The 24907-nt window shown below is 56.0% G+C and carries 25 protein-coding genes; 6 read left to right on the top strand and 19 right to left on the bottom strand.

Annotated features, from left to right (window positions below):
- Positions 1-11 precede the first annotated feature (11 nt).
- The 5 genes from KO116_RS01305 to KO116_RS01285 form a co-directional block, all read right to left on the bottom strand.
- Positions 12-1415: a TRAP transporter large permease gene (locus KO116_RS01305; protein ID WP_035554968.1), complete on the bottom strand. Its 1404-nt coding sequence runs from the start codon at positions 1413-1415 to the stop codon at positions 12-14.
- Positions 1415-1975 (bottom strand): TRAP transporter small permease subunit, encoded by a 561-nt coding sequence (locus tag KO116_RS01300; RefSeq protein WP_035554966.1) that lies wholly within the window; start codon positions 1973-1975, stop codon positions 1415-1417. Before KO116_RS01300 ends, KO116_RS01305 begins: the two co-directional genes overlap by 1 nt.
- A 118-nt stretch (positions 1976-2093) precedes the next feature.
- Entirely contained in the window at positions 2094-2930 is an 837-nt protein-coding gene (locus KO116_RS01295; RefSeq protein WP_035554963.1) for an endonuclease/exonuclease/phosphatase family protein, read from the bottom strand.
- Positions 2931-2932: 2 nt separating this feature from the next.
- Positions 2933-3565 carry a thiol:disulfide interchange protein DsbA/DsbL gene (locus KO116_RS01290; protein WP_035555284.1) on the bottom strand — a complete coding sequence of 211 codons (633 nt, stop codon included), beginning with the start codon at positions 3563-3565 and terminating at the stop codon, positions 2933-2935.
- A 155-nt stretch (positions 3566-3720) separates the two neighbouring features.
- A complete protein-coding gene (locus KO116_RS01285; protein ID WP_035554961.1) occupies positions 3721-4350 on the bottom strand; it encodes a c-type cytochrome in 630 nt (209 codons plus the stop codon).
- Positions 4351-4755: 405 nt separating this feature from the next.
- Here KO116_RS01285 and yihA point away from each other — a divergent pair, with 405 nt between their 5' ends.
- Positions 4756-5394 (top strand): ribosome biogenesis GTP-binding protein YihA/YsxC, encoded by a 639-nt coding sequence (yihA, locus tag KO116_RS01280; protein ID WP_008956511.1) that lies wholly within the window; start codon positions 4756-4758, stop codon positions 5392-5394.
- On the opposite strand, the gene KO116_RS01275 is transcribed toward yihA, so the two are convergent.
- From KO116_RS01275 to KO116_RS01245, 8 genes are all read right to left on the bottom strand, one after another.
- Positions 5367-6140, bottom strand: a complete 774-nt coding sequence (locus tag KO116_RS01275) for an HAD family hydrolase (RefSeq protein ID WP_035554958.1) — start codon at positions 6138-6140, stop codon at positions 5367-5369. The genes yihA and KO116_RS01275 overlap by 28 nt on opposite strands.
- Positions 6137-7081 (bottom strand): tyrosine recombinase XerC, encoded by a 945-nt coding sequence (locus tag KO116_RS01270; protein ID WP_035554955.1) that lies wholly within the window; start codon positions 7079-7081, stop codon positions 6137-6139. Before KO116_RS01270 ends, KO116_RS01275 begins: the two co-directional genes overlap by 4 nt.
- Positions 7074-7784 (bottom strand): DUF484 family protein, encoded by a 711-nt coding sequence (locus KO116_RS01265; RefSeq protein WP_035554952.1) that lies wholly within the window; start codon positions 7782-7784, stop codon positions 7074-7076. The genes KO116_RS01270 and KO116_RS01265 overlap by 8 nt, the downstream gene beginning before the upstream one ends.
- A gap of 16 nt (positions 7785-7800) precedes the next feature.
- Entirely contained in the window at positions 7801-8634 is an 834-nt protein-coding gene (gene dapF / locus KO116_RS01260; RefSeq protein ID WP_035554950.1) for a diaminopimelate epimerase, read from the bottom strand.
- Positions 8634-9905, bottom strand: a complete 1272-nt coding sequence (lysA, locus tag KO116_RS01255) for a diaminopimelate decarboxylase (protein ID WP_035554947.1) — start codon at positions 9903-9905, stop codon at positions 8634-8636. The genes dapF and lysA overlap by 1 nt, the downstream gene beginning before the upstream one ends.
- A 33-nt stretch (positions 9906-9938) precedes the next feature.
- A complete protein-coding gene (gene lptM / locus KO116_RS24975) occupies positions 9939-10070 on the bottom strand; it encodes an LPS translocon maturation chaperone LptM (RefSeq protein ID WP_008956505.1) in 132 nt (43 codons plus the stop codon).
- Positions 10067-11470: an argininosuccinate lyase gene (gene argH / locus KO116_RS01250; protein ID WP_035554944.1), complete on the bottom strand. Its 1404-nt coding sequence runs from the start codon at positions 11468-11470 to the stop codon at positions 10067-10069. The genes lptM and argH overlap by 4 nt, the downstream gene beginning before the upstream one ends.
- 81 nt (positions 11471-11551) lie before the next feature.
- Positions 11552-14335: a bifunctional diguanylate cyclase/phosphodiesterase gene (locus KO116_RS01245; protein ID WP_035554941.1), complete on the bottom strand. Its 2784-nt coding sequence runs from the start codon at positions 14333-14335 to the stop codon at positions 11552-11554.
- A 134-nt stretch (positions 14336-14469) separates the two neighbouring features.
- Between KO116_RS01245 and hemC the strand changes: the two genes are divergently transcribed.
- Genes hemC through KO116_RS01225 form a run of 4 tightly spaced genes read left to right on the top strand, consistent with a single transcriptional unit; the run spans position 14470 to position 18998 of the window.
- Entirely contained in the window at positions 14470-15414 is a 945-nt protein-coding gene (hemC, locus tag KO116_RS01240) for a hydroxymethylbilane synthase (RefSeq protein ID WP_035554938.1), read from the top strand.
- Positions 15411-16190, top strand: a complete 780-nt coding sequence (locus KO116_RS01235) for a uroporphyrinogen-III synthase (RefSeq protein ID WP_035554935.1) — start codon at positions 15411-15413, stop codon at positions 16188-16190. Before hemC ends, KO116_RS01235 begins: the two co-directional genes overlap by 4 nt.
- 13 nt (positions 16191-16203) lie before the next feature.
- Positions 16204-17724: a uroporphyrinogen-III C-methyltransferase gene (locus KO116_RS01230; protein WP_035554933.1), complete on the top strand. Its 1521-nt coding sequence runs from the start codon at positions 16204-16206 to the stop codon at positions 17722-17724.
- Positions 17721-18998 (top strand): heme biosynthesis HemY N-terminal domain-containing protein, encoded by a 1278-nt coding sequence (locus tag KO116_RS01225; protein ID WP_035554931.1) that lies wholly within the window; start codon positions 17721-17723, stop codon positions 18996-18998. The genes KO116_RS01230 and KO116_RS01225 overlap by 4 nt, the downstream gene beginning before the upstream one ends.
- 54 nt (positions 18999-19052) lie before the next feature.
- Here the strand turns inward: KO116_RS01225 and mscL are convergent, their stop codons facing one another.
- Both mscL and KO116_RS01215 read right to left on the bottom strand, forming a co-directional pair.
- Positions 19053-19580, bottom strand: a complete 528-nt coding sequence (gene mscL / locus KO116_RS01220) for a large-conductance mechanosensitive channel protein MscL (protein WP_035554927.1) — start codon at positions 19578-19580, stop codon at positions 19053-19055.
- A 151-nt stretch (positions 19581-19731) separates the two neighbouring features.
- Positions 19732-20175: a universal stress protein gene (locus KO116_RS01215; protein WP_035554924.1), complete on the bottom strand. Its 444-nt coding sequence runs from the start codon at positions 20173-20175 to the stop codon at positions 19732-19734.
- A gap of 208 nt (positions 20176-20383) precedes the next feature.
- Here KO116_RS01215 and KO116_RS01210 point away from each other — a divergent pair, with 208 nt between their 5' ends.
- Positions 20384-21286 (top strand): LysR family transcriptional regulator, encoded by a 903-nt coding sequence (locus tag KO116_RS01210; RefSeq protein ID WP_035554922.1) that lies wholly within the window; start codon positions 20384-20386, stop codon positions 21284-21286.
- 9 nt (positions 21287-21295) lie between these two features.
- On the opposite strand, the gene KO116_RS01205 is transcribed toward KO116_RS01210, so the two are convergent.
- The 4 genes from KO116_RS01205 to KO116_RS01190 form a co-directional block, all read right to left on the bottom strand.
- Positions 21296-22099 carry a universal stress protein gene (locus KO116_RS01205; RefSeq protein WP_035554919.1) on the bottom strand — a complete coding sequence of 268 codons (804 nt, stop codon included), beginning with the start codon at positions 22097-22099 and terminating at the stop codon, positions 21296-21298.
- A gap of 39 nt (positions 22100-22138) precedes the next feature.
- Positions 22139-23335, bottom strand: coding sequence for a benzoate/H(+) symporter BenE family transporter (locus KO116_RS01200; protein ID WP_035554916.1), 1197 nt, complete (start codon positions 23333-23335; stop codon positions 22139-22141).
- A gap of 74 nt (positions 23336-23409) precedes the next feature.
- Positions 23410-24141: an ABC transporter ATP-binding protein gene (locus KO116_RS01195; RefSeq protein WP_035554913.1), complete on the bottom strand. Its 732-nt coding sequence runs from the start codon at positions 24139-24141 to the stop codon at positions 23410-23412.
- A complete protein-coding gene (locus tag KO116_RS01190) occupies positions 24138-24905 on the bottom strand; it encodes an ABC transporter ATP-binding protein (protein WP_035554911.1) in 768 nt (255 codons plus the stop codon). The genes KO116_RS01195 and KO116_RS01190 overlap by 4 nt, the downstream gene beginning before the upstream one ends.
- Positions 24906-24907: the final 2 nt, after the last annotated feature.

Here is a 24907-nt window from a genome sequence, read left to right as displayed (position 1 = left end):
CCTCTTGTTGACTAGAACTGCGAGGGAAGCCAGGTTGCCAACTGCGGGAAGAAGCTAAGCATGAGCAGCATACCCAACTGCATCAGAATAAATGGGATAACGCCACGGTAAATAGCCGACGTCGACACCGACGGCGGCGCGACACCGCGCAAGTAAAACAGCGCGAAACCAAACGGCGGCGTTAAGAACGATGTCTGCAGATTGATAGCAATCATGATGCCCAGCCAAATCGGGTCAAGCCCCATGGCAAGCAGAATTGGCCCGACAATCGGCACCACCACGAAAGTGATTTCGATAAAGTCGAGAATAAAGCCGAGCAGGAAGATCACCAGCATGACGATAATCGTTGCGCCCACCACGCCGCCAGGCATTCCCTCGAACAGCTCGGTCACCATGTGTTCGCCGCCGTAGGCACGAAACACCAGCGAAAACAGCGCTGCACCGATCAGGATCAGAAACACCATGGTAGTGACGTGAGTGGTCGAACGCAGCACGTCTTTCAGGGTCGCCCAATCGAGCTGACGATAAGCCAGTGCCAGCACCAGAGCGCCAAAGGCGCCTACCGCGGAGGCTTCAGTCGGTGTGGCAAAGCCGCTTAGGATCGAGCCTAGCACCGCCACAATCAGCACCACGGGAGGCACCAGACCTTTGAGCAGCAGCATGCCAATGCCTGAGGTGTGGCCAAGCTCAGCCATTAACTCTTCGCGGTCAGCAGCAGGCGCCATATGCGGGCGCAACCACGCCACCAGCGCCACATAGATCATGTACATCACGACCAGCAGTAGCCCAGGCACCAGCGCGCCCATAAACAGGTCGCCCACAGAGACCGTTTTAGGGCTAAAAATGCCCATATCCAGCTGCGCTTGCTGATACGCCGATGACAGAACGTCACCCAGCAATACCAGGGCGATGGAGGGGGGAATGATTTGGCCCAGGGTGCCGGTAGCGCAAATGGTGCCGGTGGCCAACGATGTGCTGTAGCCACGCTTGAGCATGGTGGGTAGCGACATCAGCCCCATGGTGACCACTGTGGCCCCTACAATGCCGGTAGAGGCAGCCATCAACATGCCTACCAGCGTCACCGAAATACCCAACCCACCGCGCATGGCACCAAATAGCAGGGCCATGGCATCCAGCAGCGTTTCCGCCACTTTGGATTTTTCCAGCAAGACGCCCATCAACACAAATAGCGGCACCGCCAACAGCGTTTGGTTGGTCATAATGCCGTAGAGCCGGTTGGGCAAGGCGGCGAGATAGCCGCTATCAAAATTGGCGTCGATACCAATGGCTTCCAGACCCAGCCCCATACCGGCAAACAGCAGCGCCGTTCCCGCCAACGAAAGCGCTACGGGAAAGCCGAACATCAACACAATGCAAATGACGGCAAATAAAATAATCGGCATGAATTCCAGCATCAAACACGCTCCTCAAGATGGTTGCCGCCAGCAGCAGCCGGCACTATCCGTCCAGCCATCACATAGCCATTACGCACGATCTCAACCACGCCTTGCACGATCATCAGCACGGCAAACAGTGGAATTAAGGTTTTCAGTGCATAGACAGCCGGAATGCCACCGTAATCAGGGGAGGTTTCCAGAATGCGCCAGGAGTTGGCCACGTAGCCCAGGCTGGAAGCGATGATAAAGACCATCACGGGAATCAAAAGCGTGATAATACCTACAACATTGATTAACGCCTGACGGCGCGGGGTCATACCTCGATAGAAGATATCCACTCGCACGTGGCCGTCGTGGCGAAAGGTATAGGCAGCGGCAAGCATAAAGACACTAGCGTGCATGTACATCACTAGTTCTTGCATGAAAATGCTGTTGATACTGAACATATAACGAAGCAGTACAATCGCGAACTGAATCAACATCATAATGATGATCAGCCACGCAAGGGTACGCCCGAACCACTCTGAAGCGCGGTCCAGCGCACCAATAAATGCAGGTAGTTGTGTTGTGTCCGACATGGAAGTGTCTCGCGTAAAACGACTAAGGGGAGTCAGCGCCCCAGACAATAGCGCATATACGCGGACAATGCAGCGCTCACAGACGACAAAGACAAGCTTGTTAGCCTAAACACTTAGCCTAAGCGCTTGAGCGAATAGCCGCTAAACAAGCCTCAGGCAGCGGAAGATTGACGGCTATCGGCAGATGATCAGAGAACAGATGATCCAGCACGTGCACTTCCGCGGCCTCTAGCGATTGCGACAACAGAATATGATCCAGCGCATGGCGCGGTTGCCAGGAAGGATAGCTGAAAAGGGGTTTAACCGGGTGCAGGGGCAGCGACAAACTAAAGCGCTCGTGAGCGTGTAGTTGGTCAGGCGTACAATTGAGATCGCCCATCACCACTACGTGGCGCAGCGGCTGAATAATATCGCTTAGATAGTTGAGTTGGCGCACACGACCGCGGTGGCTAAGCGCCAAGTGAGCAACAAAAATATGCAGGGCATCCGGGCCTTCGCCAAAGCGGGCATGAATAGCGCCTCGGCCAGGCATTGCGCCCGGCAAGCGGTGCTCAACAATCTGACTAGGTACCAAGCGCGACAGTAACCCATTGCTGTGCTGGGCAATACGTCCCAGGTTGCGGTTTAACTGCTGAACATGGTGCGGAAATCCCGCTTTGGTAGCGAGATACTCCACTTGGTTAACGCGGCTGGAGCGAAAGCTGCCGCCATCAACTTCTTGTAGCCCAACTATGTCGAACTTACTCAGTACTTCGCCCATCATGTCCAGCCGCTGCTGGCGACGGGGATGCGGCAATAAGTGCTGCCAGCTGCGCGTGAGATAGTGATGATACGCTGACGTCTGGATGCCCACCTGCAGGTTAAACGTCAGCAAACGCAGATGGCCATCTTCCAGCAGCGTCGAGCGTGGGCTGCTTACCTGCGAGTTATCACGCTCTCTCGCTTCACGCAACACGGTTATTCTGCGCGCTCTGCACGCACCTGCTCGACCAGCGCATCAGCGATTTTAGGCATATTTTCCAGGCTACCGGCTGAACTCGGCGAAACAACGTAGCGACCATCAATCACCAGCGCGGGCACACCCATCAACTTCATCTCACGCATACGGTTGTTGGCTTCATTGACATCGCTACGAACACTAAAGTCGGTCAGCGCTTTTTTGGCCTCTTCTTCGCTGACACCGTAGTTAGCGAAGAAAGCGGCAATCTCATCGGCCTCGGTGAGCGACTGATTTTCCTGATGGATAGCATTAAAAAAATCGGCGTGTAGCTCCTCTTCAATACCCAGCGACTCAGCCGCGTAGAAAGCGGTAGCGTGGGTATTCCAGTCGCTGCCCATGGTAGCAGGCATATGTTCTACGCTAACGTCGTCTTCCAGCGTCTCGTACCACTCATTAACCGGTGTTTGTAGGCGGTAACAGTGCGGGCAGCCAAACCAGAACACTTCAGTAACTGCAATTTGCCCGTCTTCAGCGTGGGTTTCTACCGGGGACTCAAGCACTTCATAGTGCTGGCCTTCAACGACATCCTGAGCACTCACTAGCGCAGAAAAACCTAGACCGGCTAGCGTAACCATTAGCGTTTTAAACACTGTTGTTTTAAACATTGTCGTTTTAAACATCGTATAAATTTCTCCATGGGTAAGCGAGGACTAAGACCGTGGTTATATTAGCGGGTTCCCTCATTTCAAGCACATCGGCAAATGAGGGAACCAAACGGCACAAGGAGGTATAAAATTTTGCAGCCTTAATTCAGTCCTAAAACGTAGTTCGCCACAGCTTCCATATCCCTGTCACTCATTTTGGAAGCAATATCGCCCATAATATTATTGGGGTCATTGGTGCGATCGCCGGACGCAAATGCCTGCAGCGTAGAAACCGTATATTGAGCATGCTGCCCGGAAAGGCCAGGATAAACGGCACTGCCAATGCCTACGCCGGTTGGCGTGTGACAGGCTGAACAGGCAGGGATACCCTTGGCCATATCGCCAGCACGGTAAATCTCTTCGCCGCGCGCCAATAGTTCAGCGTCTTCGTCGTTGGTTTGACCCAAGTTAGCGTCTTGTTCCGCAAAGTAGGCCGCGGCATCCCAAGCATCTTGGTCAGAGTAGTCATCCACGATGCCCGCCATTTGAGGCACCACGCGTTCACCGTCGCGGATATCCATAATCTGCTTGGCCAAGTAAGACATTTGCTGCCCCGCCAGGTTAGGGAAAGCGCCCGATGGGCTAATGCCCTGTTGACCATGACAGGCGGCGCAGGTTTGGGCCATTTCCTGGCCAGCGGATGCGTCAGCATCGGCTTGGTAGTCCGTTTGAGCGTGGGCGATGCCAACGGCGCCCATGGTAATTGCCAGGCTTGCCAGTAACTTTCTCATTGCTATTCCACTATGCCGTTTTATGTTTGACTGGTACGCACCCTGGGCGCTTCCCAGGCTCCACAAATTACCAGGGTTAGCTCCGCCAAAACGAACAACGTATCGCATTGGTCGCTGTCGGCTAGAGGGCGATGGTACACTAGCGCCCCAGGTCGCAGATATAAACCGCTTGCATTATAACGAATCACCCCAGCGGCGGGAATGCAAGTCCTGGTCTGCTTTAGGGGTAATTCGTCGCAGTCCTGCTCTCATTTCTCTATTATGCGTCACTACCAAGCGTTCTACTTTACGCGCTGAAGAAGCCATGCTGGGTTGATAGTACGTTGATGATAGCGCATTGATGAGAACATTGATGATAGTGCGTTGAGTAGGCCGCTTTTATGTTCGTTTTTCAGGATTAAGTCCATGACTACCCCCCACGATAGCCCAGTCCCTCGGCTGAACTACCCGACGGCAAGTTTTATTATCAGCGCGCCTACCTTGGCTTTGTGCCCAGATGATACCGGCGCAGAAGTCGCCTTTGCCGGGCGCTCTAACGCGGGAAAATCAAGCGCTATCAACGCCTTAACGCAACAAAATGCGTTAGCGCGCACGTCGCGCACACCGGGGCGCACTCAGTTAATTAACTTCTTCAGTGTCATGAACGATGAGTCGCTGCGTTTGGTTGACCTGCCCGGCTACGGCTACGCCAAGGTGCCAGAATCGGTCAAGCTAGAATGGCAAAAGCACTTAGCAGAATACCTACGCAACCGCTTTAGTCTACGCGGCTTAGTACTGCTAATGGACGTGCGCCACCCGCTCACTGAGTTCGATCAGATGATGCTCAATTATGCCGACCAGCGCGAAATGCCGGTGCATATTCTGCTGACTAAAGCGGACAAGCTTAAAAAAGGGCCCGCCAGCGCTTCGTTGCAGAAAGTACGCTCGCGCTTGAAGGAGTGGGAAGACTTGGTCTCTGTACAGCTGTTCTCTTCGCTTAAGCGCGACGGCGTCGATACACTATCCCAGAAACTCAATCAGTGGCTGTATACACCGCCTGAATGATGCGTTTCCAAGCCCGCCTTTTCTAACATCTCAAGCACGCGGGGCAGCTCTTTCACATGGGCAATACGGTGTACCCGCGGGGGAAGCGGTTGATCCTCCGCTTCAGAAATCCATACCGCGTGCATTCCCAGCTGCTGGGCAGGGAGCACGTCCTCCTGCCACGAATCGCCCACGTGCATGGCGCACTCAGGGGCGACTTTTAAACGCGACAGTGCGGTGAGGAAAGGCTTCGGGTCGGGCTTGGGCGCCAGTAACTCGCCCGCCGCAATGGCGACCGGAAAATAGCCAGCCAGCGGCTGACGTTTAAGATGTATATTGCCATTGGTAATCGCCGCCAACTGATAGCGCTCCGCCAGGGCAGCCAGCAGCCCGGCCGCTTCTGGGTGTGGCGTGACCTGCACGCGTAAGCGGTGAAACTCATTCATCGCCGCTGATGCCCACATCAACGCAGCACTGCGGTGCAGACCTGCGTCTTCTAACTGGGCCTCCAGGGCGCGCAAACGTAGCCAGGTAAAGTCACCGCGCCGTTCAGACACCTGTTTGGCTAACTGTTGACGGCGCTGAAGGTAATCTCGCCCGCCGCCTTCGTGGGTTAGCACCAAGGCAGGCTCCTGACGCGCCGCACGCCAAGCCTCAAGGGCTTCCAGCAGCCAGCGATAGTGCCCCTCTTCGGTGCGCGCCATCACCCCGTGGTTATCCCAAAGCGTGTCATCCAAATCGAAGGTAATCGCCTTCAGCATCGTCATGGTTTGCTCCTGGGGCTATTTTTGCGGTCGCTGGGGCCTCGTTTGGCGCGGGGGTGGGCGGCATCGTAACTGGTTGCAAGATGCTGCCAATCAAGTCGGGTATAGATTTGCGTGGTCGAAAGATTGGCGTGCCCCAGCAATTCTTGCACGGCGCGCAGATCCTGGCTCGACTCCAGTAGATGGCTGGCAAAGGAGTGGCGTAAACGGTGGGGGTGAAGATGTTCGGGTAGGCCACGGGCAAGCGACAGCTGCGCTAAGCGCTTTTGGATGGCGCGATGGCCTAATCGTTGCCCGCGCTGGCCCACAAATAGCGCCTGCTCATTAATGGGGGCTAGCGCTGAGCGGCAACCCAACCACTCAGCCAGTGCCTGTTGAGCGCGACGCCCGACGGGCACCTGGCGCGGCTTTCCCCCTTTGCCAATGACCCTTACCCGGCTATTTTGCAAATCGCCCAAATCAAGCGCGGCAAGCTCCGCTAAACGTAGGCCGCTGGAGTAAAACAGCTCAAGAATGGCCTGATCCCGGGCACCCAGCGGCGAACCATCGTGGGGGGTATCGAGAAAACGCGCCAGGGCGTCGACATCCACGGGGCGTGGCAAGTGGCTAGGCTGTTTGGGCGTGCGCAATAGCCCGACCGGGTTATCGTTCAACACACCCTGCTTGACCAGGTAATCCGCGAACCTGGAAAGCGCCGCCCTTCGCCGGGCAAGGCTTCGAGGCGCCAAGCCCCGGCTGCGTTCTGCGCCCAAAAACGCCCGCAGCAGTGCGGTATCTAACGCCGCAGGATCCGTCACCTCACGGCGATCAGTAAATACGCATAGCGCGGCTAAATCATGCCGATAAGCCTCTACGGTGGCAGGGCTAGCATGGGACGCCAGCGCGGCCAGAAAGGCCTCCACGCGCTTGGCGATCATGGTTTCCACCAGCGGCGTTTCAACCATGATCGCCGAGACGCACCAAAAGACGCGCGACGATATCACCCAAGTACTCGGTGAACAGCGTGTCCATGCTGGCGCGATAGGCGTCAGGGCTGGGGCTGGCCAGCAGCAGATAGCCCAACGGATCACCGGCTGAAAGGCGTGAAATAGCGCAGGAACCCGCTTTACGGGGTGCTTTCACGTGGGGCAGCAGGCACTTCCAGTCACTGACGCTGAGCTTCACGCAGCGGCTGGTGCGGCCATCCAACAGCGCCGCTAGGCGCGCACTCGCGTGCTGATCCAGTACGTGACGCGGCGGCTGGGGTGGCGTTGGCTCACTATCGCTTAAAGAGGCCGGACACCATAGCGCCATGGCCGGGGTTTCAAAGCGCTCGCTAAGCTGAGTGGCCAACGCCTGCGCCAACGCATCGCGATCCGGCGCTTCCACCAGCGCGATTAGCGTTTCCCGCAGCCGACGGTACTGGGACTCGTTATGGCGGGCGGTTTCCAGCAAGTGTTCCAGGCGGCCTTCCGCGGTTTCCGCACGCTTACGCAGATCAAAGACCAAGCGCTCCAACAGCGATACCGCCCCGTCGATGTTCGGGTGGGGAACCTGCAGCTGTTGCAGAAGTCCTTCGCGACCGACGAAAAAATCGGGATGACGCGCCAGCCAGAACGCCACTTGATCAGGATCGAGCGTTTTGCGGGGTTCGGGGGCTTGAGACATCGCCGTTCTCCTCGAATTAATTGAGTGCTACGCGACCATCGAAGACGCGTGTAGCCGGTCCCACCATCGTCAGCGCCCCTTCAGGGTCAGGCCACTCAATGCTGAGCTCTCCACCGGGTAAATGGACTTTTACGGGGCTTTTTAACAGCCCCTGGCGAATACCGCTGGCCACTGCCGCACAAGCGCCCGTGCCGCAAGCGAGCGTTTCGCCGCTGCCGCGCTCGTATACGCGCAGGCGTATTTCGCTGGGTGAGAGTACCTGCATAAAGCCCACGTTAACACGCTTGGGAAAACGGGGATGCGCCTCTACCAACGGCCCGAGGCGTTCCACCGGGGCGCTATCAACGTTCTCAACCTGCATCACCGCGTGGGGGTTGCCCATGGAGACCACACCGATCTGCAGCGTTTCATCACCCACTTGTAGCTGATGTAAGGGCTGATCCCCTGGGGCATCGAACGGCAGCGCCAGCGGGCTAAACCGCGGGCGGCCCATATCCACTCGCACCATGCCATCAAGCTGTACGGTCAGCACCAACGGGCCACCGGCGGTTTCTACGTGGATTTCATGCTTGTGAGTCAGCCGCTGATCGCGAACGAAGCGGGCAAAGCAGCGCGCCCCGTTGCCACAGTTCTCCACTTCACTGCCGTCGGCATTGTAAATGCGGTAGCGAAAATCCATCTCGGGATCGCGGGGTGGCTCGACGACCAACAGCTGGTCAAAGCCAATGCCGAAACGCCGGTCAGCCAGCGCGCGGATCTGGGCTTCGTCCAGCCGGGCGCGCTGAGTGACCAGATCCACCATGACAAAGTCATTGCCCAGGCCATGCATTTTGGTGAAGTGTAAAAGCATCAGCGCCCCCCTTCGGGCAGCAGCGCTTCACCCGTCCACAGGCTGGCAACGGTTTCCCGTGCGCGCACCACATGGCAGCTATCGCCATCGACCATCAACTCGGCGGCACGAGGGCGACTGTTGTAGTTCGACGCCATGACAAACCCGTAGGCCCCCGCCGAGCGCACCGCCAGCAGATCGCCTTCGGCAATTGCCAGCTCGCGCTCTTTACCCAGGAAGTCACCGGTTTCGCACACGGGGCCCACTACGTCATAAAGGGCGCTTTCGCGCGTTTGGCGAGTATCCACCGGTACAATCGCCTGCCAGGCTTGGTACAGCGCCGGGCGAATAAGGTCGTTCATGGCCGCATCGACAATGGCGAAGTTTTTGGTTTCGCCGGGCTTGAGAAACTCTACCCGAGTGAGCATGACACCGGCATTGGCGGCGATGGAACGGCCGGGCTCAAACAGCAGCGTCAGCGCTTCACCACCTTCCCAACGTGAAAGCCGCGCCAACAGCTGGCTGGCGTAATCAAACGGTTGGGGCGGCTTTTCATCGCGGTAAGGCACACCCAAACCGCCGCCTAAATCGAGATGTTCGATTTCGATATCGCGTTCACGCAGGCGCTCCATGAGCATCAGCAAGCGATCAAGGGCATCCAGAAAGGGGGCCGTTTCGGTAAGCTGAGAACCAATGTGGCAATCGAGCCCTTTCACCTTCAGATTAGGCAGACTCGCTGCTAGTTCGTAAACATCCAGCGCTTCATCCACTGGAATACCGAACTTATTGTCCTTCAAACCGGTGGAGATATACGGGTGGGTTCCCGCGTCGACATCTGGATTGACCCGCAACGAGACAGGGGCGATTTTACCCAGCTCCCCCGCAACGCGATTCAAGCGCTCAAGCTCCGGGCGTGACTCAACGTTAAAGCACTTAATGCCCACTTCCAGCGCACGGGTCATTTCATGGGGCTGCTTGGCAACGCCTGAAAACACCACCTTCGCCGGGTCACCACCGGCTTTAAGCACCCGCTCAAGCTCACCGATAGAAACAATATCGAACCCGGCACCCAGCTTGGCCAACAGCCCCAGCACCGCCAGGTTGGAGTTGGCCTTCACCGCGTAACAAATCAGGTGCGGATGGCCACCCAGTGCTTCGGTATAGGCGCGAAAGTGACGCTCAAAAGTGGCTTTTGAGTAGACGTAGCAGGGCGTGCCGTGTTCGTCGGCAATGCGTGATAGCGGCACGTCTTCGGCATACAGCACGCCATCGCGGTAATTAAAATGATCCATGGTGCTCTCCCCTTCTCCTGGGCCTGCAGCTATCTATTCAGACGCCTGACTAGACTGCTCATCAGCAGGTGCATCGTCCGGCAAATAAAGCGGCCCTTTTTGCCCACAGCCTGCCAACCCGGTTAACAGCAGTGTGGTAAGGGTCAAAATTGCCAATGTTTTCATGCGCCCGCCTTGAGTGCGCTGAGTGCCTCACGCGCTCGTTGGGCGGCAGCCCGCACTTGGTTTGGCGCCGTGCCGCCAATGTGGTTGCGGGCAGCTACCGAACCTTCCAGGGTAAGTACCTCGAACACATCCTGCTCGATGGTAGCGGAGAACTGCTGGAGCTCATCAAGGCTCATTTCAGACAGATCTTTTTCGGTTTTTAGGCCGTAGGCCACCGACTGACCGACGATTTCATGAGCGTCGCGGAAGGCCACACCTTTGCGTACCAGGTAGTCAGCCAAATCCGTCGCGGTGGAGAAGCCGCGCCGCGCCGCTTCATACATGCTGGCTTTTTTGGGTTCAATCGCGGGCACCATATCGGCGAAGGCTTTTAAGCAGTCGCGTACGGTATCCACCGCATCGAACAGCGGCTCTTTATCTTCCTGGTTGTCTTTGTTGTAAGCCAACGGCTGGGACTTCATCAGCGTGAGTAGCGACATCAGGTGACCATATACCCGGCCGGTTTTGCCACGCACCAGCTCGGGCACGTCAGGGTTCTTCTTCTGCGGCATGATCGAAGAGCCGGTGCAGAAACGGTCAGGCAAATCGATAAAGTTGAACTGGGCGCTGGTCCACAGCACCAGTTCCTCACTCATGCGCGACAGATGCATCAGTAGAATGCTGGCAAAGCTGGTAAATTCAATCGCGAAGTCGCGGTCTGACACGGCATCCAGAGAATTCTCTGACGGGCGGTCAAAGCCCAGTAGCTCTGCGGTCACATGGCGGTCAATGGGGTAAGTGGTACCGGCCAGGGCAGCCGCGCCTAGCGGCATCACGTTAACGCGTTTGCGACAATCCAGCAGGCGCTCGTGATCCCGGGCCAGCATCTCTTGCCAAGCCAATATATGGTGGCCAAAGGTGACCGGCTGGGCGGTTTGCAAGTGGGTAAAACCGGGCATAATCGTCTCGGCTTCACGATCAGCCAGTTCGATCATGCCTTCGCGCAGGCGCTTGAGTTCCACTTCGATAACATCGATCTCATCGCGCATAAACAGGCGAATATCGGTGGCGACCTGGTCGTTACGCGAGCGCCCGGTGTGGAGTTTTTTGCCGGTAATGCCGATCTTTTCGGTCAGCCGCGCCTCGATATTCATGTGCACGTCTTCTAACGGCACCGACCAGTTAAACTCGCCGCGCTCGATTTCGCCCTGAATCTCGTTCAGGCCGTTAATAATCGCATCGCGCTCGTCATCGGTAAGCACGCCGACCCTAGCCAGCATAGTGGCGTGGGCGATAGAGCCCTGGATGTCCTGGGGGGCCAGGCGCTGGTCGAAATTAACAGACGCGGTGAAACGTGCGACAAAGGCATCGGTGGGCTCGCTAAAGCGACCGCCCCAAGACTGATTCGTAGCTTGGCTCATCGAAGGTATATCCTGCTGACAAAGCGTAAAAGTCGTTATGGAAAGTGGGAGTCGTTGGGGAAAGTGTACCAGAGTCGCCGGTCAGCGAGCAGCAAACACAGGGGGAGATGCCAAAAATGCGCGGAGTGCGTCTAAGGGCATAGGACGAGCGAAGTAGTAGCCTTGAAAGTAGTGGCAGTGGCACTTTTCAAGGTAGGTAAACTGCTCCAGCGTCTCTACCCCCTCCACTAGCACCCCTAGCCCCATTTTTCCCGCCATGGCGACAATACCATCGATAATGGCCGCATCGTTGTGATCGGTAATCACATCGCGCACAAACGAACGGTCAATTTTGATTTTATTAATCGGCAGGCGCTTAAGGTAGCTCAAGCTAGAGAAGCCGGTGCCAAAATCGTCTAAGGCAATATGAACGCCCAACGCAGACAAATCCTCTAATGCCTGGATTGCTTGTTCGGCGCTGTCCATTAAAACTCCCTCGGTAATCTCAAGCTCTAGCAGCACTGGCGCTAAGCTACTCTGGGCCAACACCTGTTCAATAGAGGCCAGAAAACCGGGGCGTTGAAACTGCATCGGAGAGATATTGACCGCCATGGTGATCGGGCCAACACCCATGGCATTAAGCTGCTGGGCATCCCGGCAAGCGGTCGCTAGCACCCAATCACTGATCGGTATGATCTGCCCGGTATCTTCTGCCAAGCTGATGAAATCAGACGGTGGAATATTACCGCGCTCCGGGTGTTGCCAGCGGATTAATGCTTCCACGCCCACTACGCGCCCACTCGGGGCATGGATTTGCGGTTGGTAATACAGCGTAAACTGCTGTTGCTCAATGGCCTGCTGAAGCGCGCTGCGCAAACTTACCCGTTCACTCACTTTGCGGTTTAAATCTTCGGTATACCAATGGTAGGTATTGCGCCCTCGGCGTTTGGCCTTGTACATGGCCAAATCGGCTTGTTGAATAAGCTGGCGAGGGTTTTTCATATTGCCATCGTTGATAGCAATGCCGATGCTGGCGGTAATGCGCAGTTCGCTACCGCGATACCAATAGGGCGGCGAAAGCCTCTGCAGTACGCGTTCAACCACCTGTATCACATCGTTTTCATAGGCTAAATCGGGCAGCAGCACAACGAACTCGTCACTCCCAAATCGCGACACGGTGTCCCAGGGGCGCAGCTCGTCTTCAAGACGCTTGGCGACTTCAATCAAGATAAAGTCGCCTACCTCATGACCCAGGGTATCGTTAATCGGTTTGAAATCATCCAAGTCGATAAACAGAACGGCGATAAAACGCTGGTAACGACGCGCCAGGACGCACCCCTGCTCCAAGCGTTGGCCAAGCATTACCCGATTAGGCAGCCCGGTCAGGGCATCGTGATTGGCGTTATAAGTGAGCTGGGCCTGATACTCGCGCTGCTCAGATACATCGTTTTGAACACCCAGATAGTGAGTCACGTCACCTGTTTCGTCGCGCACTGGCGAAATATACAAGTCATTCCAAAAAATCGAACCATCACGCCGATAGTTACGGATCACTACGAGCACTTCGCGCTGCTCAGTAACACCTTCCCGCAGCAGTTTGACGGTAGCGGGGTCGGTATCTTCGCCCTGTAAGAACCGGCAATTACGCCCCAGCGCTTCACTGCGCGCATAGCCGGTGATGCGCTCAAAGGCGGCATTGACGTAGACCATGGGGAGATCGCTGCTTTGGGCATCGACAATAATCACCCCATTGGTGCTTGATTCCACACTACGCTCTAGCAGCTTCAGCTGATGCTCACTCGCTTTGCGATCGCTAATATCACGGAAATAGACCGTAAGCCCTTCAACGGAAGGATAGACATGTACCTCAACCCATATGCCTAGCCGCGGGTTAAAGGCCTCAAAATGACCTGCCTGCTGTTGACTCGCAGCGCGTTGATACTCCTCGTCAAAGCGGCTGCCTTTTGCATCGGGAAAGCTCTGCCAAATATGCTGGCCCAATAACTCACCTTCACGGCGCTTCAATATTCGCTCCGCCTCGCTATTAACGTAGGTGAAGTGCCAGCGAGTATCTAAGGTAAAAAAGCCATCGGTGATACTATCAAGGATAATGGTAAGCCGTTGTGCAAGTTGGGTGATGTTTTCACGCAGCTGTTTTTGCTCGGTAATATCCTGCGTCGAGCCCTCCACCTGACTGATTTCCCCACGCTCATCGCGCACGGCCTTACCAATAACACGCACCCAGATATGCTTACCTTGGTAAGTGATCACCTCAAGCTCTTCGTCAAAACTCGTCCCTTTTTCGCAGCAGGCGGCGAACACTTCGTGGATACGTGATTGAGAAGAAGGTGTGTAAAATTCAATCGCTTGAGTAACGGTGGGCTGGAAACCGGGAAGCAGACCATGGATACGGCAAACCTCATCTGACCAATTTGGCTGCCCAGCGTCCATATCCACGTACCAACCACCAATAAGCGCGGTTTCACCGGCAATTTGAAACAGCCGCTGATTGCTCAATAACTGCGCCTGAGCAAACTTCTGCTGCGTCACCTCGCGGGCAATAATATAAATAATATCGCCACCGGCACTGGGGGTAATCTCAATCCAGTGCGTTTGGCCTAATATTGATAATGCTCGCACTTCAAAGGCGGCAACAATTTCCCCCCGCTGCATGCGTACCAGCGCCGCTTCAATCACAGGATGATCCTGCGGGTCCACCACGACACCGCAGCGACGACCTAATAACGCATCTGCTGAGTATCCCAATAGCGACTCAAAGGCTGGGTTGACCTGAAGCAACCTACCCTCAAAATCAAGGCAGCAGAACAGATCCTGCGACAGCAGGAAAAACTGATCGAGCTGGCCATGCGGTAACACTATGGACATAAGGCTTCCTAGGGAACTAATGGGTACTTTGCAGGGCCAACATTAACGCCGTTATTTTTACTGTGGCGCTAGGTGCTTTATGATGACACTTATCATAGCTTGACTCGCCGTGTCTGCGGTATAGGGAGAATAACGTGCTATCAATCACCAAACTGCGCATTGCCACACGTAAAAGCCAACTGGCCATGTGGCAGGCTGAGTACGTTCGCGACCGCTTAATGGCGGCCCACGACGGCCTTGAGGTCGAGCTTGTGGCACTGTCTACCAAGGGCGACAAAATTCTCGATACGCCGCTTTCAAAAATTGGCGGTAAAGGGCTGTTCGTCAAAGAGCTGGAAGACGCCATGCTGGACGGTCGTGCCGATATTGCCGTCCACTCGATGAAAGATGTACCCATGCACTTCCCCGAAGGGCTGGGCCTGTCGGTCATCCTAGAGGGCGCCGACCCTACCGATGCGTTTGTATCCAACCATTACTCTAGCATTGATGAGCTTCCCGAAGGGGCGCGTATTGGCACCGCCAGCCTACGCCGCGGCCTGCAGATGCGTGAAGCTCGCCCCGACCTGCAAATTCTTAATCTGCGCGGCAACGTGCAAACTCGGCTGGGTAAATTAGACGCGGGCGAATTTGACGCCATCATTCTGGCGACCTCCGGCCTCAAGCGGTTGGGCTTGGATGAGCGGATTGCCCAGGCACTACCGCCGGAAGTGTGCCTGCCCGCCTGCGGCCAAGGTGCCCTAGGCATTGAGTGCCGCCTGCATGATCCCGAGCTGATTGCCTTGCTAGCCCCGCTTGATGACGCGGATACCGCGACCCGCGTACGCGCCGAACGGGCCATGAACACGCGCTTAGAGGGCGGCTGCCAAGTACCCATTGCCGGCCACGCAGTGCTGGATGTTGACAATGAAACCCTGTGGCTACGCGGCTTAGTCGGCAACCCAGAGGGCACCGAAGTGCTGCGCGCCGAAGGCCGTGGTTCGATGCATGAGCCCGAAGCGCTGGGCATTCGCATTGCCGAAGAGCTGCTTGACCAGGGCGCTGGCGATATTCTGGCCGAGGTTTACGGCCGCGCCATATGAGCCAACCAGTACTGATCTGTCGCCCTGGCGAGCGCGGTGAAGCGCTGGCCGCTGCGCTAAGCGAGCGGGGCGAGAGCGTTGAATCACTCAATGTGATGCAATTGGAAGCCTTGCCAGAAACCCCCGCAATGCGGCGTATCTGGCTGGATATTGATCAGTACCATAAGATAATCGTTATCAGCCCCTTTGCGGCCACTTGCTTAAGCGAAGCGCTGGATCGCTTCTGGCCGCAGTTGCCTATTGGCATTGACTACTACAGCGTTGGCAGCGCCACCGCAGCGACACTTTATGATCAGTTGGGTGTCCGCGTGCATGTGCCTGCGCCAAGTGCCGGCGAAGATACCAGCGAAGCACTGCTGGCGCTTGCCTCGCTCCAGCAGTTAGCGCACCAGCGTATTCTACTGGTGGCAGGCGAGGGTGGCCGTTCACTGCTCGCGGAATCGCTTGCCAAGCGGGGAGCAAAGGTGACTCGCGTGGCGGTGTATCGCCGCACCTATCACCCTCTTGCACCCGCTCTGCAAACGCGTCTTTCTTCAGGTAATTACCGGGCGTTGATCGTCACCAGCAGCGAACTGCTGGAACATCTGGCAAAATGGTGCAATCAGGCGGCCTTGAACCAACCGCTAATCGTTTCCAGTCGCCGTTTGGCTACACTGGCTGGCATACTGGGTTTTTGTGACCTTAAGGTGGCGTCTGGAGCTACGCCAGCTGCGTTGATAGCGGCGTTGGAGACCTGCGACCCACAGGGTGCCGATGTCGATCAAGGAACTTACTAAGGGCTAGCGACACATGAGCAAACAAGTAAACGATCAGGACGATGTACAACCGACGTCCGCCGATGCCTCTCAAGGCGTCCCTAAAACGACCGACAAAGCAGCTTCCACGACCGACGCGACTGAGCCCAGCACGCCAAACACACCGCCGAGCTCAACATCACCTGCGCAAAGTGGGGCTAAAAATAGTCGGTCGCGGCGGCGTGGAAAGGGCTCGTCCACTGCGAGTTCAACCGCTGCCAGCAGCACGGCTAAACCGGCAGATACCACGTCCAGTAGCACGAGCGCCCCTAGCGCGCCTAAAGAGAGCGCCAGCAGCGCGACCTCATCTTCACCGGGTGCAGCTCAACCAAGCCCCTCTTCTTCAAGTGGGTCAGCCTCTAGCTCGCCATCCTCAAGCGCCACCTCGTCAAAGCCGACCAGCGACAAGCCATCGGCGGCGACCACACCGCCCACTGGCCACAAAGGCAGCAGCCAGAGCGGTGGTGGCAAAAGCGGAGGCGGTAAAAGTGGCGGTCTCGCGATTGCCCTGGTGATTATCCTGGCGATTGCCCTAGCGTTCGTCGCTTGGCAAGGTTGGCAACGCCTGGATAGTCAGCAGCAGCGCCTCGACGAACTGGCGCAACAGGCTGAAGGCAGCGCCTCACAGCAGGCGGTTAGCGACCTTGAGTCTCGCCTAGAGAACGACGAAGCCGAGCGCGACGAAGCGCTGCAGAGCACACTGGGTGATCTGCGCGACGAATTTGACAGCTACCGCAGCGACGTCGATGAGACCCTGGGCCAAGTGCTGGATCAGCTCTCTCAAGAGCAGGACACCGACGAGCGCGAGTGGCTGCATGCCGAAGCCGCCTACTTGCTGCGTCTGGCCAATCAGCGCTTACAGCTGGAAGGTGACGTTGACGGCGCTGCAGCGCTACTGCGTACCGCTGATGCCCGTCTGGTTGATGCTGATAACCCGGCGTTAACGCCCGTACGTGAAGCGATTGCTAATGAGCTAGCCGCCCTTGACGCCGTGCCCCAAGTTGACCGTACCGGCCTCTACTTAGCGCTCAATGCCCAGCAGGAACGCATCTCAACTCTGCGACTCTCTCAAGAAATTGAGGAGCAAGCGGTCACTTCCAGCATCGAACAGCCGCCGACCGGCACTTTCCAGCGCCAGCTGGCGCGCTTCGGCGAAGAGCTTAAAGACCTGGTGGTGGTTCGCCATCACGATGAAGCCCTGGAAGCGCTGATTACTCCAGAGCAAGAGTCTTATCTGCGCCAGAGCCTGCGCTTAGTACTTGAGCAGACACAGTTGGCCCTGCTCAACGAAGAGAAAGAGCTTTATGACGCGAGTATCGACAAAGCGCTACAGCTGCTGAACGATTACTACGACACCTCTCGCGAAGAGACACAAAGCGTTATTACGCGCCTTGAAGAGCTTAAGGAAGCTGAAGTAAAACCCGAGTTGCCCGATATCAGCGCCTCACAGCAGGAGCTGGCACGCTTTATCGACAACCGTTATGAGACGCGTGGCCAAAGCGGAGGTGATGCATGAGAAAGCTCGTTCTCCTCATTGTCGCCGGGCTTGCCGTCGGGGCCCTGTTTGGGCACCTGATGATGTCGGTGCCCGGCTACTGGCTGATCCGCGTGGGCGACTCCTCCATCCAAACCTCGTTCTGGTTTGGCTTGGTACTCCTGTTCGCTGCGTTTATCGTGCTGCACTTTGTGTTGCGTCTACTCAGCGGTATTATTCGTCCTATGGGTCGCTTTCGCAGCTGGAACAGCCGTGCCCGTAACCGTCGTGCCATGCAGCGCACTCAGCGTGGCCTGGTAGCGCTGACCGAAGGCCGCTGGAAAAAAGCCGAAAAAACCCTGGTGAATGCCGCCGACGACTCCAGCACACCGTTGGTTAACTACCTTTCGGCAGCCCTGGCGGCCCACTACCAGGGCCACCACGCGAAATCCCAAGAGCACCTCAACCAAGCGCAGCTAACCACCGACGGCGCCGATACCGCGGTGGGCTTGATGCAGGCGCAAATGATGATTGAGCGCCAGCAGCCAGAAGAGGCGCTGGCGATCCTAAACCGGTTGGATAAAAAACTCTCAAACCACCCCCAGGTACTCAAACTGCTGAAACAGGTGCATTTGAGTGTTAACGACTGGGAAGGACTACGGCGCTTGATTCCCCGGCTAGCCGCGCAAAAGCTCATTACTCAGCAAGAGCGTGAGCAGTTGGAATTCAAAGCCTACCGTGAGCTGATCGTATTTGAAGCCCAAAACCCCACCAACATTGAGCGGGTGCGTGGATTGTGGGCCGACATGCCTGACTACCTGCGCGGCAATACTGAGCTGATCGTGCTTTATTCCGAAGCGTTGATCCAAGCCAACGAAGAGCCGATTGCCGAACGTTTGCTCAACCACTCACTTGATCACCACTGGGATGCGCGCTTAGTAAAACGCTATGGCCTGCTAAACGTGGACGCAGGTCGCCAACTGGCGAAAGCGGAGAAATGGCTGCAGGAGCGCCCCAACGATCCTGAGCTGCTGCTCGCTTGTGGTCGCCTCTCGCTGCGTATCGGCCAGTGGCAAAAAGCACTCGAGTACTTTGAAGCCAGCCAACGCCAGCGCCCCAATGGCGAAGTCTGCGCTGAGCTTGCGCGCCTCTATGCAAGCCTGGGCGAGCATAACAAGAGCCAGCTTTACTACCGCCACAGTGTTGAGATGTTGGCCAAATCGCTGCCATCACTACCCCAACCCAGCGATGCTAATGACAGTAAAAAACCCGAAAGTAAGCAAAAAGAGAGCAAAACCATTAAAAAAAGCGCGTAGTGGCGCTTCTGCTATACCGCTCAAGGGCGCCTTCATAGGCGCCCTTTTTAGTGGCTAAGGTTTGGCAGGTGGCATTGGTGGTGGAGCAGATGCAGCTTCAACCGGCGCTTCAGCCTCCACTGGCTGAGACAGCGTCGCTGTGCAGTGGCCACAGCGCGTGGCTTTGATTGGCACCACCATCAAGCAGTAAGGGCACGGCTGCTCGGTAGGGCTCGCGGGCGCCACCGCCTCTTCGCGCTTTAACCGGTTGATGGTGCGCACCAACAGGAACACCACGAAAGCGACAATCGTAAAGCTGACGACCGCATTGATAAAAAGCCCCACGTTCAATGTCACCGCCCCAGCGGCTTGCGCATCCCCAAGCGTTGCATAAGGCCCAGCGACCACTCCTTGGCGTAGCACCACAAACAGGTTCGAAAAATCGACGCCACCTACCAGCAACCCAATCAGCGGGTTCATTACATCAGCCACCAGGCTCTGCACAATCAGCGTAAACGCCCCGCCGATGATGATGCCCACCGCCATATCGACCACATTGCCTTTTACCGCGAATTCTCGGAATTCCTGGAAAAATTTTGCCATCTTCAAACATCCTAACGTTTCGTTGTTAGCCAATACCCTAGGTTATAGCGTCTTGCTAAAAGCATGGGCTAAGGAGTGTTAGGCGACAAGTAAATTTCTGCAGATTGAAAACTGTATCGGGAGGGGTGCGGGCAGATATCACCGTTGCTGTTTATTGGCTCACCGTAATCACAGGACACTTGGCTGAATGGCCCACTTTGTGCGATACGCTGCCGATCACCACCCCCGCCAAGTCGCTTAGCCCTCGGCTGCCCATCACAATGGTATCGACATTATTGGCATTGGCGGCCTCTATAATGGCGCGGGCTGGGTCACCTTGCGTCAGCAACTCTTCAATGTGCTTAGCGCCCTCTGCCTGCGCGGAACTCACCGCCTGGGCAAGGAGTTGTTCACCCACCTTCTCGCGTTCAGCAAGCGTAGTGCCAGCATCAATCGCACCAATGCCCCATACCAGTGTAGTCGCATAGGCAAGCGTTTCAGGTACATGTAGTAAGTAGAGCGTTGAGCCTTCTCTATCCAGCAGCTTACAAGCCACCTTCAAAGCTTGTTTAGCGCTCTCAGAGCCGTCGACAGGAACTAAAATATGCGCATACATGGCAGGTCCACCCCCTCTTATTCTAGCGTTCATTACTAAAGTCGTAGTCGATATTTCGCTTTTAAACGTTTAAATGCTGGTAGCGTTATGGCGCTTGGTTAGGCTGGTTTTAAAGTTGCCTCAATACGTGAAAAGCATCGCCAGCATGCTAACAAGCGAATGACAAAGCCAATATTGTTTAAGTAGCCGCTCATACCTTGGAGGTATCATGGAACTACGCCACCTGAGGTACTTCTGCGTTGTTGCCGAAGAGCTTAACTTTACCTGTGCGGCTGAACGGTTGCATATGTCTCAACCGCCTCTTTCCCGCCAGATCAAACAATTAGAACAAGAGGTGGGAGCTGAACTGTTTGAACGAAGCTCAAGAGGATTGCGCTTGACGCCACCAGGCGTGTTTTTTCAGCAGCATGCTCTGCAGATTTTAGAGAAAGTAGAAGTTACCATCGACGCCACCCGGCACATGGCGCGTAGCAAGCGTGCACTGTTCGGCATTGGCTTTGTACCGTCCGTTTTTTACGGGCAGCTCCCTATGCTCGTGCGTGATTTGCGCCGCATGGATAATATTGAGCTCTCGCTGGCAGAGCTTACGACGGTACAACAGATTCAGGCGCTCAAAGCAGGTCGTATCGACATGGGTTTCGGGCGTTTACGTATTGATGACTCCGACGTCGAACAGGAGATTCTCTTTGATGAACCACTGATTGCCGCCCTGTCGAGCGGTCATCCGCTAGAGGGCACTACCCCTACCTGCGAGGAGCTTGCCCGCTATCCACTCATTCTCTTTCCCGCCAAGCCGCGCCCTAGCCTGGCAGACATGGTGCTCGGCATTTTCCGCCGCCAAGGCTTGAAAGTCGAGGTAGTACAGGAGGCAAACGAGGTACAGACGGCGCTAAGCCTTGTCGCCTCAGGCATCGGTATTACCCTGGTGCCTGAACAGGTTAAGCGGGTTCAGCGGGATGGCATTGCCTACGTCGCGTTGGCTGACAAGACGATTACCTCCCCCGTTATCTGCAGCCGTCGACGAGGAGAAAAACCCTCGCCTCTAATGCAAGAAGCCAACGCCATCCTAGAAGTGCTCGTAGAAAATCGCCGCTCTGGTCGTTATCCATGAAGCCCCCTTTTAAGGACGCAGCACGGCCACGGGGCAAGTCGTCTCGTGTAGCACTTCATGGCTAACGCTGCCGGCCACTACTTGCGAGAGGCCACTACGCCCATGGGTGGTCATGGCCAGCATCGTATTATGGCTTTCCGCTAAATAGCTGACGATAGCGTCGGCGGGGTCGCCATGCAGTACCTCCCAATCAACTTCTAACGCCTGCTCACTCTCGACACGGCGAGCCAGCGCGTTCAGATAGGCTGACTCCATGACATCGGTATGGCCTAGCGTCGTGGGTTTTCTACTGCTGCTGGCCTCAATCACCTGCAGTAGCTGCAACCGAGCACCCAATCGCTTCACCAAGGCTGAAGCATAGGGCAAGATTTGCTCGGATAGCTTAGACCCATCGACACAAACCGCTAACACTTCAATTCGCTGGTGAGCCCGGCTGTCGTAGCGAGGGCCACACAGGTAAACCGGGCGCTGCGATCTTCTCACCACCCCTGCGGTTACGCTGCCTATCAGCATCTCCGGCACTGGGCGTCGACCGTAAGCCATCATACATAGCCCGGTATCCTCGCGACTGGCAAGTTCACCCAAATACTCCTTGGCGCTGTCATGAGCAACAACATCAATGGCCACTGCTTCAAAGCGGTGGGCCGCCAGGCGCCCCTGCAGTTTAGCCCGCTGGGGGGCGATCTCATCTTGCCTCAACACCACCGAGATAGCGCTTACCTCTACTCCCAGCTGGGCCGCAAATATTTGCCCAAACGCCAGGGCATGCAAAGCACTTTCACTATCATCAACCGCCACAACGATCTTTTTCATGGTGCCACTCCCACTACCGCTTAAGTAGTATCACTGTTATTAGGTTTTATGGTTAAGCGAGTCAAAACGTCGATGCAACAGGTTATAGGCAAGCGCCCCAACGACAACTCCCCAGAAGGCGGAGCCTAAGCCTAGAAAGCTAATGCCTGAAGCGGTGGCAATGAACGTAATGACAGAAGCTTCCAGATGGCTCTTTTCGGCTGCGAACGCACTGATATTGCTAGTGATGGCACCCAGCAGCGCAAGACCTGCAAGTACTGCCACAAACTCTCCTGGCAACGAGGTAAATAGTGCGACGATAGTGCCTGCAAAAATAGCACCAAGTAGGTAGAAAACCCCGTTTGCCACCCCGGCAACATAACGCTTAGCAGGATTTTCGTGGGCCTCCTTACTGGTACAGATTGCCGCGGTAATCGCTGCGATTACCGTGGTGATACCGCCAAAAAAAGCGGTAAAAAAGGACGTGACGCTTGCCACGATAACGATTGGCTTGGCCGGAGTTGAGTAGCCAGAAGTGCGCAGAATCGCCATGCCGGGTAAGAACTGACCTGTCAAGCTCACCAGTACCAGGGGAATGGCCAGGCTTAGGGTCGCATTCCAAGACCACTCGGGATGGATAAACTGGGGCTCGGCAAGCTGAAGTGATACTCCCTCCAGACTCGCGCCCTCCAATAAGACTGCTAACGTGATACCGGCTATTAACAGCAGCACCAAGCTATAGCGAGGGGTAAGCCGCTTAAAGAGTAGGTAGGCGATAATCATACCAATGGCCAGCGCTGGCACGCTCTCCAATGAGACGAAGACGCCCACCCCGAACTGGAACAGAATGCCTGCCATCATCGCGCTGGCAATGCCTGGCGGTATCATCCGGATAATACGGTCAAAAGAGCCCGTAACGCCGATCAGAAAAATGATCACGGCGGCCGTTAGGTAGGCGCCCACCGCTTCATTGAGCGTCAATCCGGGGAACAGTGTTACCAACAGCGCAGTCCCCGGCGCCGACCAAGCGGTCACCACCGGCACTTTTAACCACAGGCTTAAAAAGATACCCGAGACGGCTGCGCCGATAGAAATGGCCCAGACCCATGACGTCATCATGGTGCTGGATATTTCGGCGCTCTGAGCCGCCTGGAAAAAAATGGCCAGGGGCCCGGAGTAAGAGACCAGTACCGCTACAAAGCCAGCCGTGATGGCTGGAATCGACAGATCCTTGTGCAATTGCTTATGAAATTGCATGCAACACACTTCTCCGTGTCAGTATTTAACGAGTAGCCGACGGCTCCGGCAAGCAGCTACTTGCCGGGTCCGTATCAAGCAACGCCGAGGTGGGTTTCAAGAATGGCGGGGTTATCTTTTAACCCCTGGGAATCACCGCTATAAACCACTTCCCCCTTGACCAGCAGCAGATGTTTTTCCGCTACCTTCAGCAGGTTATCGATATTTTTATCAACAATAATGGTAGAAATACCGGTCGCCTTTATCTCACCGATGATCTTCCAGATTTCATCGCGGATCAGCGGGGCGAGCCCTTCGGTGGCCTCGTCAAGAATCATCAGATCAGGGTTAGTCGTTAGTGCTCTGCCAATGGAAAGCATCTGCTGCTCACCGCCCGAAAGGAAAGAGCCGTCATGATTGATGCGTTGGCCCAAGCGCGGAAACGTATCCAAGACGCGCTCCAGCGTCCAGGGTGACTCCCCTCGATCATTGGGACGCGCCGCCATAATAAGGTGTTCACGCACACTGATACCGGGGAAAATACCCCGCCCCTCTGGCACGTAGCCGATGCCTTGGCGAATCAGTTGCCAGGGTCGCCGTTTGGCCGCAGAGACTCCCTTGATAAAGACCTCGCCATGCCGCGGTGGAACAAAGCCCAGTATCGACTTCAGTGTCGTGGTTTTACCCATACCGTTACGGCCCAGCAGACTCAGCGTCTCACCAGGCATGAGGGTCAAATCCACCCCATGCAGAATATGACTCTCACCGTAGTAAGTATGCAGCCCCTGAGCATCGATCAATGGCGTATTAGTTTGTTCTGCGCTCATGCGGCTGCTCCCTCTTCATGACGCCCCAGATAGACATCTCGTACCTTTTCGCTAGTACGTATCTGCTCGGTCGGACCGCTCTCCAACACACAGCCATCGACCATGACGGTAATGCGGTCAGCCAAGCGAAAGACAGAGTCCATATCGTGTTCAATTAGTACCAGGGTGTAGCGATCCGTTAGGCTGGCGAGCAATTCGGTGACTTGAGCAGTCTCTTCTCGCCCCATGCCCGCCATCGGCTCATCAAGTAGCATCAGCGTCGGCGCCGTCGCCAACACCATCGCGATCTGCAACTGGCGCTGTTCGCCATAGCTCATTGCTGATGCGGTGGTATAAGCGCGGTGGTTCAATTGACAGGTCTCCAGGACTTCCTGAGCCCGCTCGCTCACCTGCCGTGCAGTTTGGCGAGAACGCCAACTGCCAAATACACCGCCCATATGGATACGCGCCGCCAACTCGCAGTTCTGCAGGCAATTCAGGCGGGGGAAAATATTGGTCTTCTGGTGGCTACGGCCGATCCCCAGGCGTGCAATCTGACGCGCACTTTTGCCTTGAATCGGCTGACCGCGATAGAGCACCTGACCTCCAGAAGGGGGGAACTCACCAGAAAGCAGATTGATCAGCGTGCTTTTACCCGCGCCATTGGGCCCCAAAATGGCGTGTATCTCATGGGCCTTAACGTCAAAATCCACCTCGTTAACCGCCACTAAACCACCAAAACGCCGGGTCAAACCGTGGGTGGCTAAGACAATGTCGTCGCTCATGG

The sequence above is a fragment of the Halomonas sp. KO116 genome (genome assembly GCF_000734975.2).
Classification (GTDB): Bacteria; Pseudomonadota; Gammaproteobacteria; order Pseudomonadales; family Halomonadaceae; genus Vreelandella; species Vreelandella glaciei.
The sequence above is the reverse complement of the archived record's forward strand: the minus strand, read 5'-3'. Positions and strand labels throughout refer to the sequence as shown.

Coding starts and splice junctions, on each gene's coding strand:
- KO116_RS01305 (WP_035554968.1), bottom strand. CDS start 1,415: ATGCTGGAATTCATGCCGATTATTTTATTTGCCGTCATTTGCATTGTG.
- KO116_RS01300 (WP_035554966.1), bottom strand. CDS start 1,975: ATGTCGGACACAACACAACTACCTGCATTTATTGGTGCGCTGGACCGC.
- KO116_RS01285 (WP_035554961.1), bottom strand. CDS start 4,350: ATGAGAAAGTTACTGGCAAGCCTGGCAATTACCATGGGCGCCGTTGGC.
- yihA (WP_008956511.1), top strand. CDS start 4,756: ATGACTACCCCCCACGATAGCCCAGTCCCTCGGCTGAACTACCCGACG.
- KO116_RS01275 (WP_035554958.1), bottom strand. CDS start 6,140: ATGACGATGCTGAAGGCGATTACCTTCGATTTGGATGACACGCTTTGG.
- KO116_RS01270 (WP_035554955.1), bottom strand. CDS start 7,081: ATGGTTGAAACGCCGCTGGTGGAAACCATGATCGCCAAGCGCGTGGAG.
- KO116_RS01265 (WP_035554952.1), bottom strand. CDS start 7,784: ATGTCTCAAGCCCCCGAACCCCGCAAAACGCTCGATCCTGATCAAGTG.
- dapF (WP_035554950.1), bottom strand. CDS start 8,634: ATGCTTTTACACTTCACCAAAATGCATGGCCTGGGCAATGACTTTGTC.
- lysA (WP_035554947.1), bottom strand. CDS start 9,905: ATGGATCATTTTAATTACCGCGATGGCGTGCTGTATGCCGAAGACGTG.
- lptM (WP_008956505.1), bottom strand. CDS start 10,070: ATGAAAACATTGGCAATTTTGACCCTTACCACACTGCTGTTAACCGGG.
- argH (WP_035554944.1), bottom strand. CDS start 11,470: ATGAGCCAAGCTACGAATCAGTCTTGGGGCGGTCGCTTTAGCGAGCCC.
- KO116_RS01245 (WP_035554941.1), bottom strand. CDS start 14,335: ATGTCCATAGTGTTACCGCATGGCCAGCTCGATCAGTTTTTCCTGCTG.
- KO116_RS01235 (WP_035554935.1), top strand. CDS start 15,411: ATGAGCCAACCAGTACTGATCTGTCGCCCTGGCGAGCGCGGTGAAGCG.
- KO116_RS01230 (WP_035554933.1), top strand. CDS start 16,204: ATGAGCAAACAAGTAAACGATCAGGACGATGTACAACCGACGTCCGCC.
- KO116_RS01225 (WP_035554931.1), top strand. CDS start 17,721: ATGAGAAAGCTCGTTCTCCTCATTGTCGCCGGGCTTGCCGTCGGGGCC.
- mscL (WP_035554927.1), bottom strand. CDS start 19,580: ATGGCAAAATTTTTCCAGGAATTCCGAGAATTCGCGGTAAAAGGCAAT.
- KO116_RS01215 (WP_035554924.1), bottom strand. CDS start 20,175: ATGTATGCGCATATTTTAGTTCCTGTCGACGGCTCTGAGAGCGCTAAA.
- KO116_RS01210 (WP_035554922.1), top strand. CDS start 20,384: ATGGAACTACGCCACCTGAGGTACTTCTGCGTTGTTGCCGAAGAGCTT.
- KO116_RS01205 (WP_035554919.1), bottom strand. CDS start 22,099: ATGAAAAAGATCGTTGTGGCGGTTGATGATAGTGAAAGTGCTTTGCAT.
- KO116_RS01200 (WP_035554916.1), bottom strand. CDS start 23,335: ATGCAATTTCATAAGCAATTGCACAAGGATCTGTCGATTCCAGCCATC.
- KO116_RS01195 (WP_035554913.1), bottom strand. CDS start 24,141: ATGAGCGCAGAACAAACTAATACGCCATTGATCGATGCTCAGGGGCTG.
- KO116_RS01190 (WP_035554911.1), bottom strand. CDS start 24,905: ATGAGCGACGACATTGTCTTAGCCACCCACGGTTTGACCCGGCGTTTT.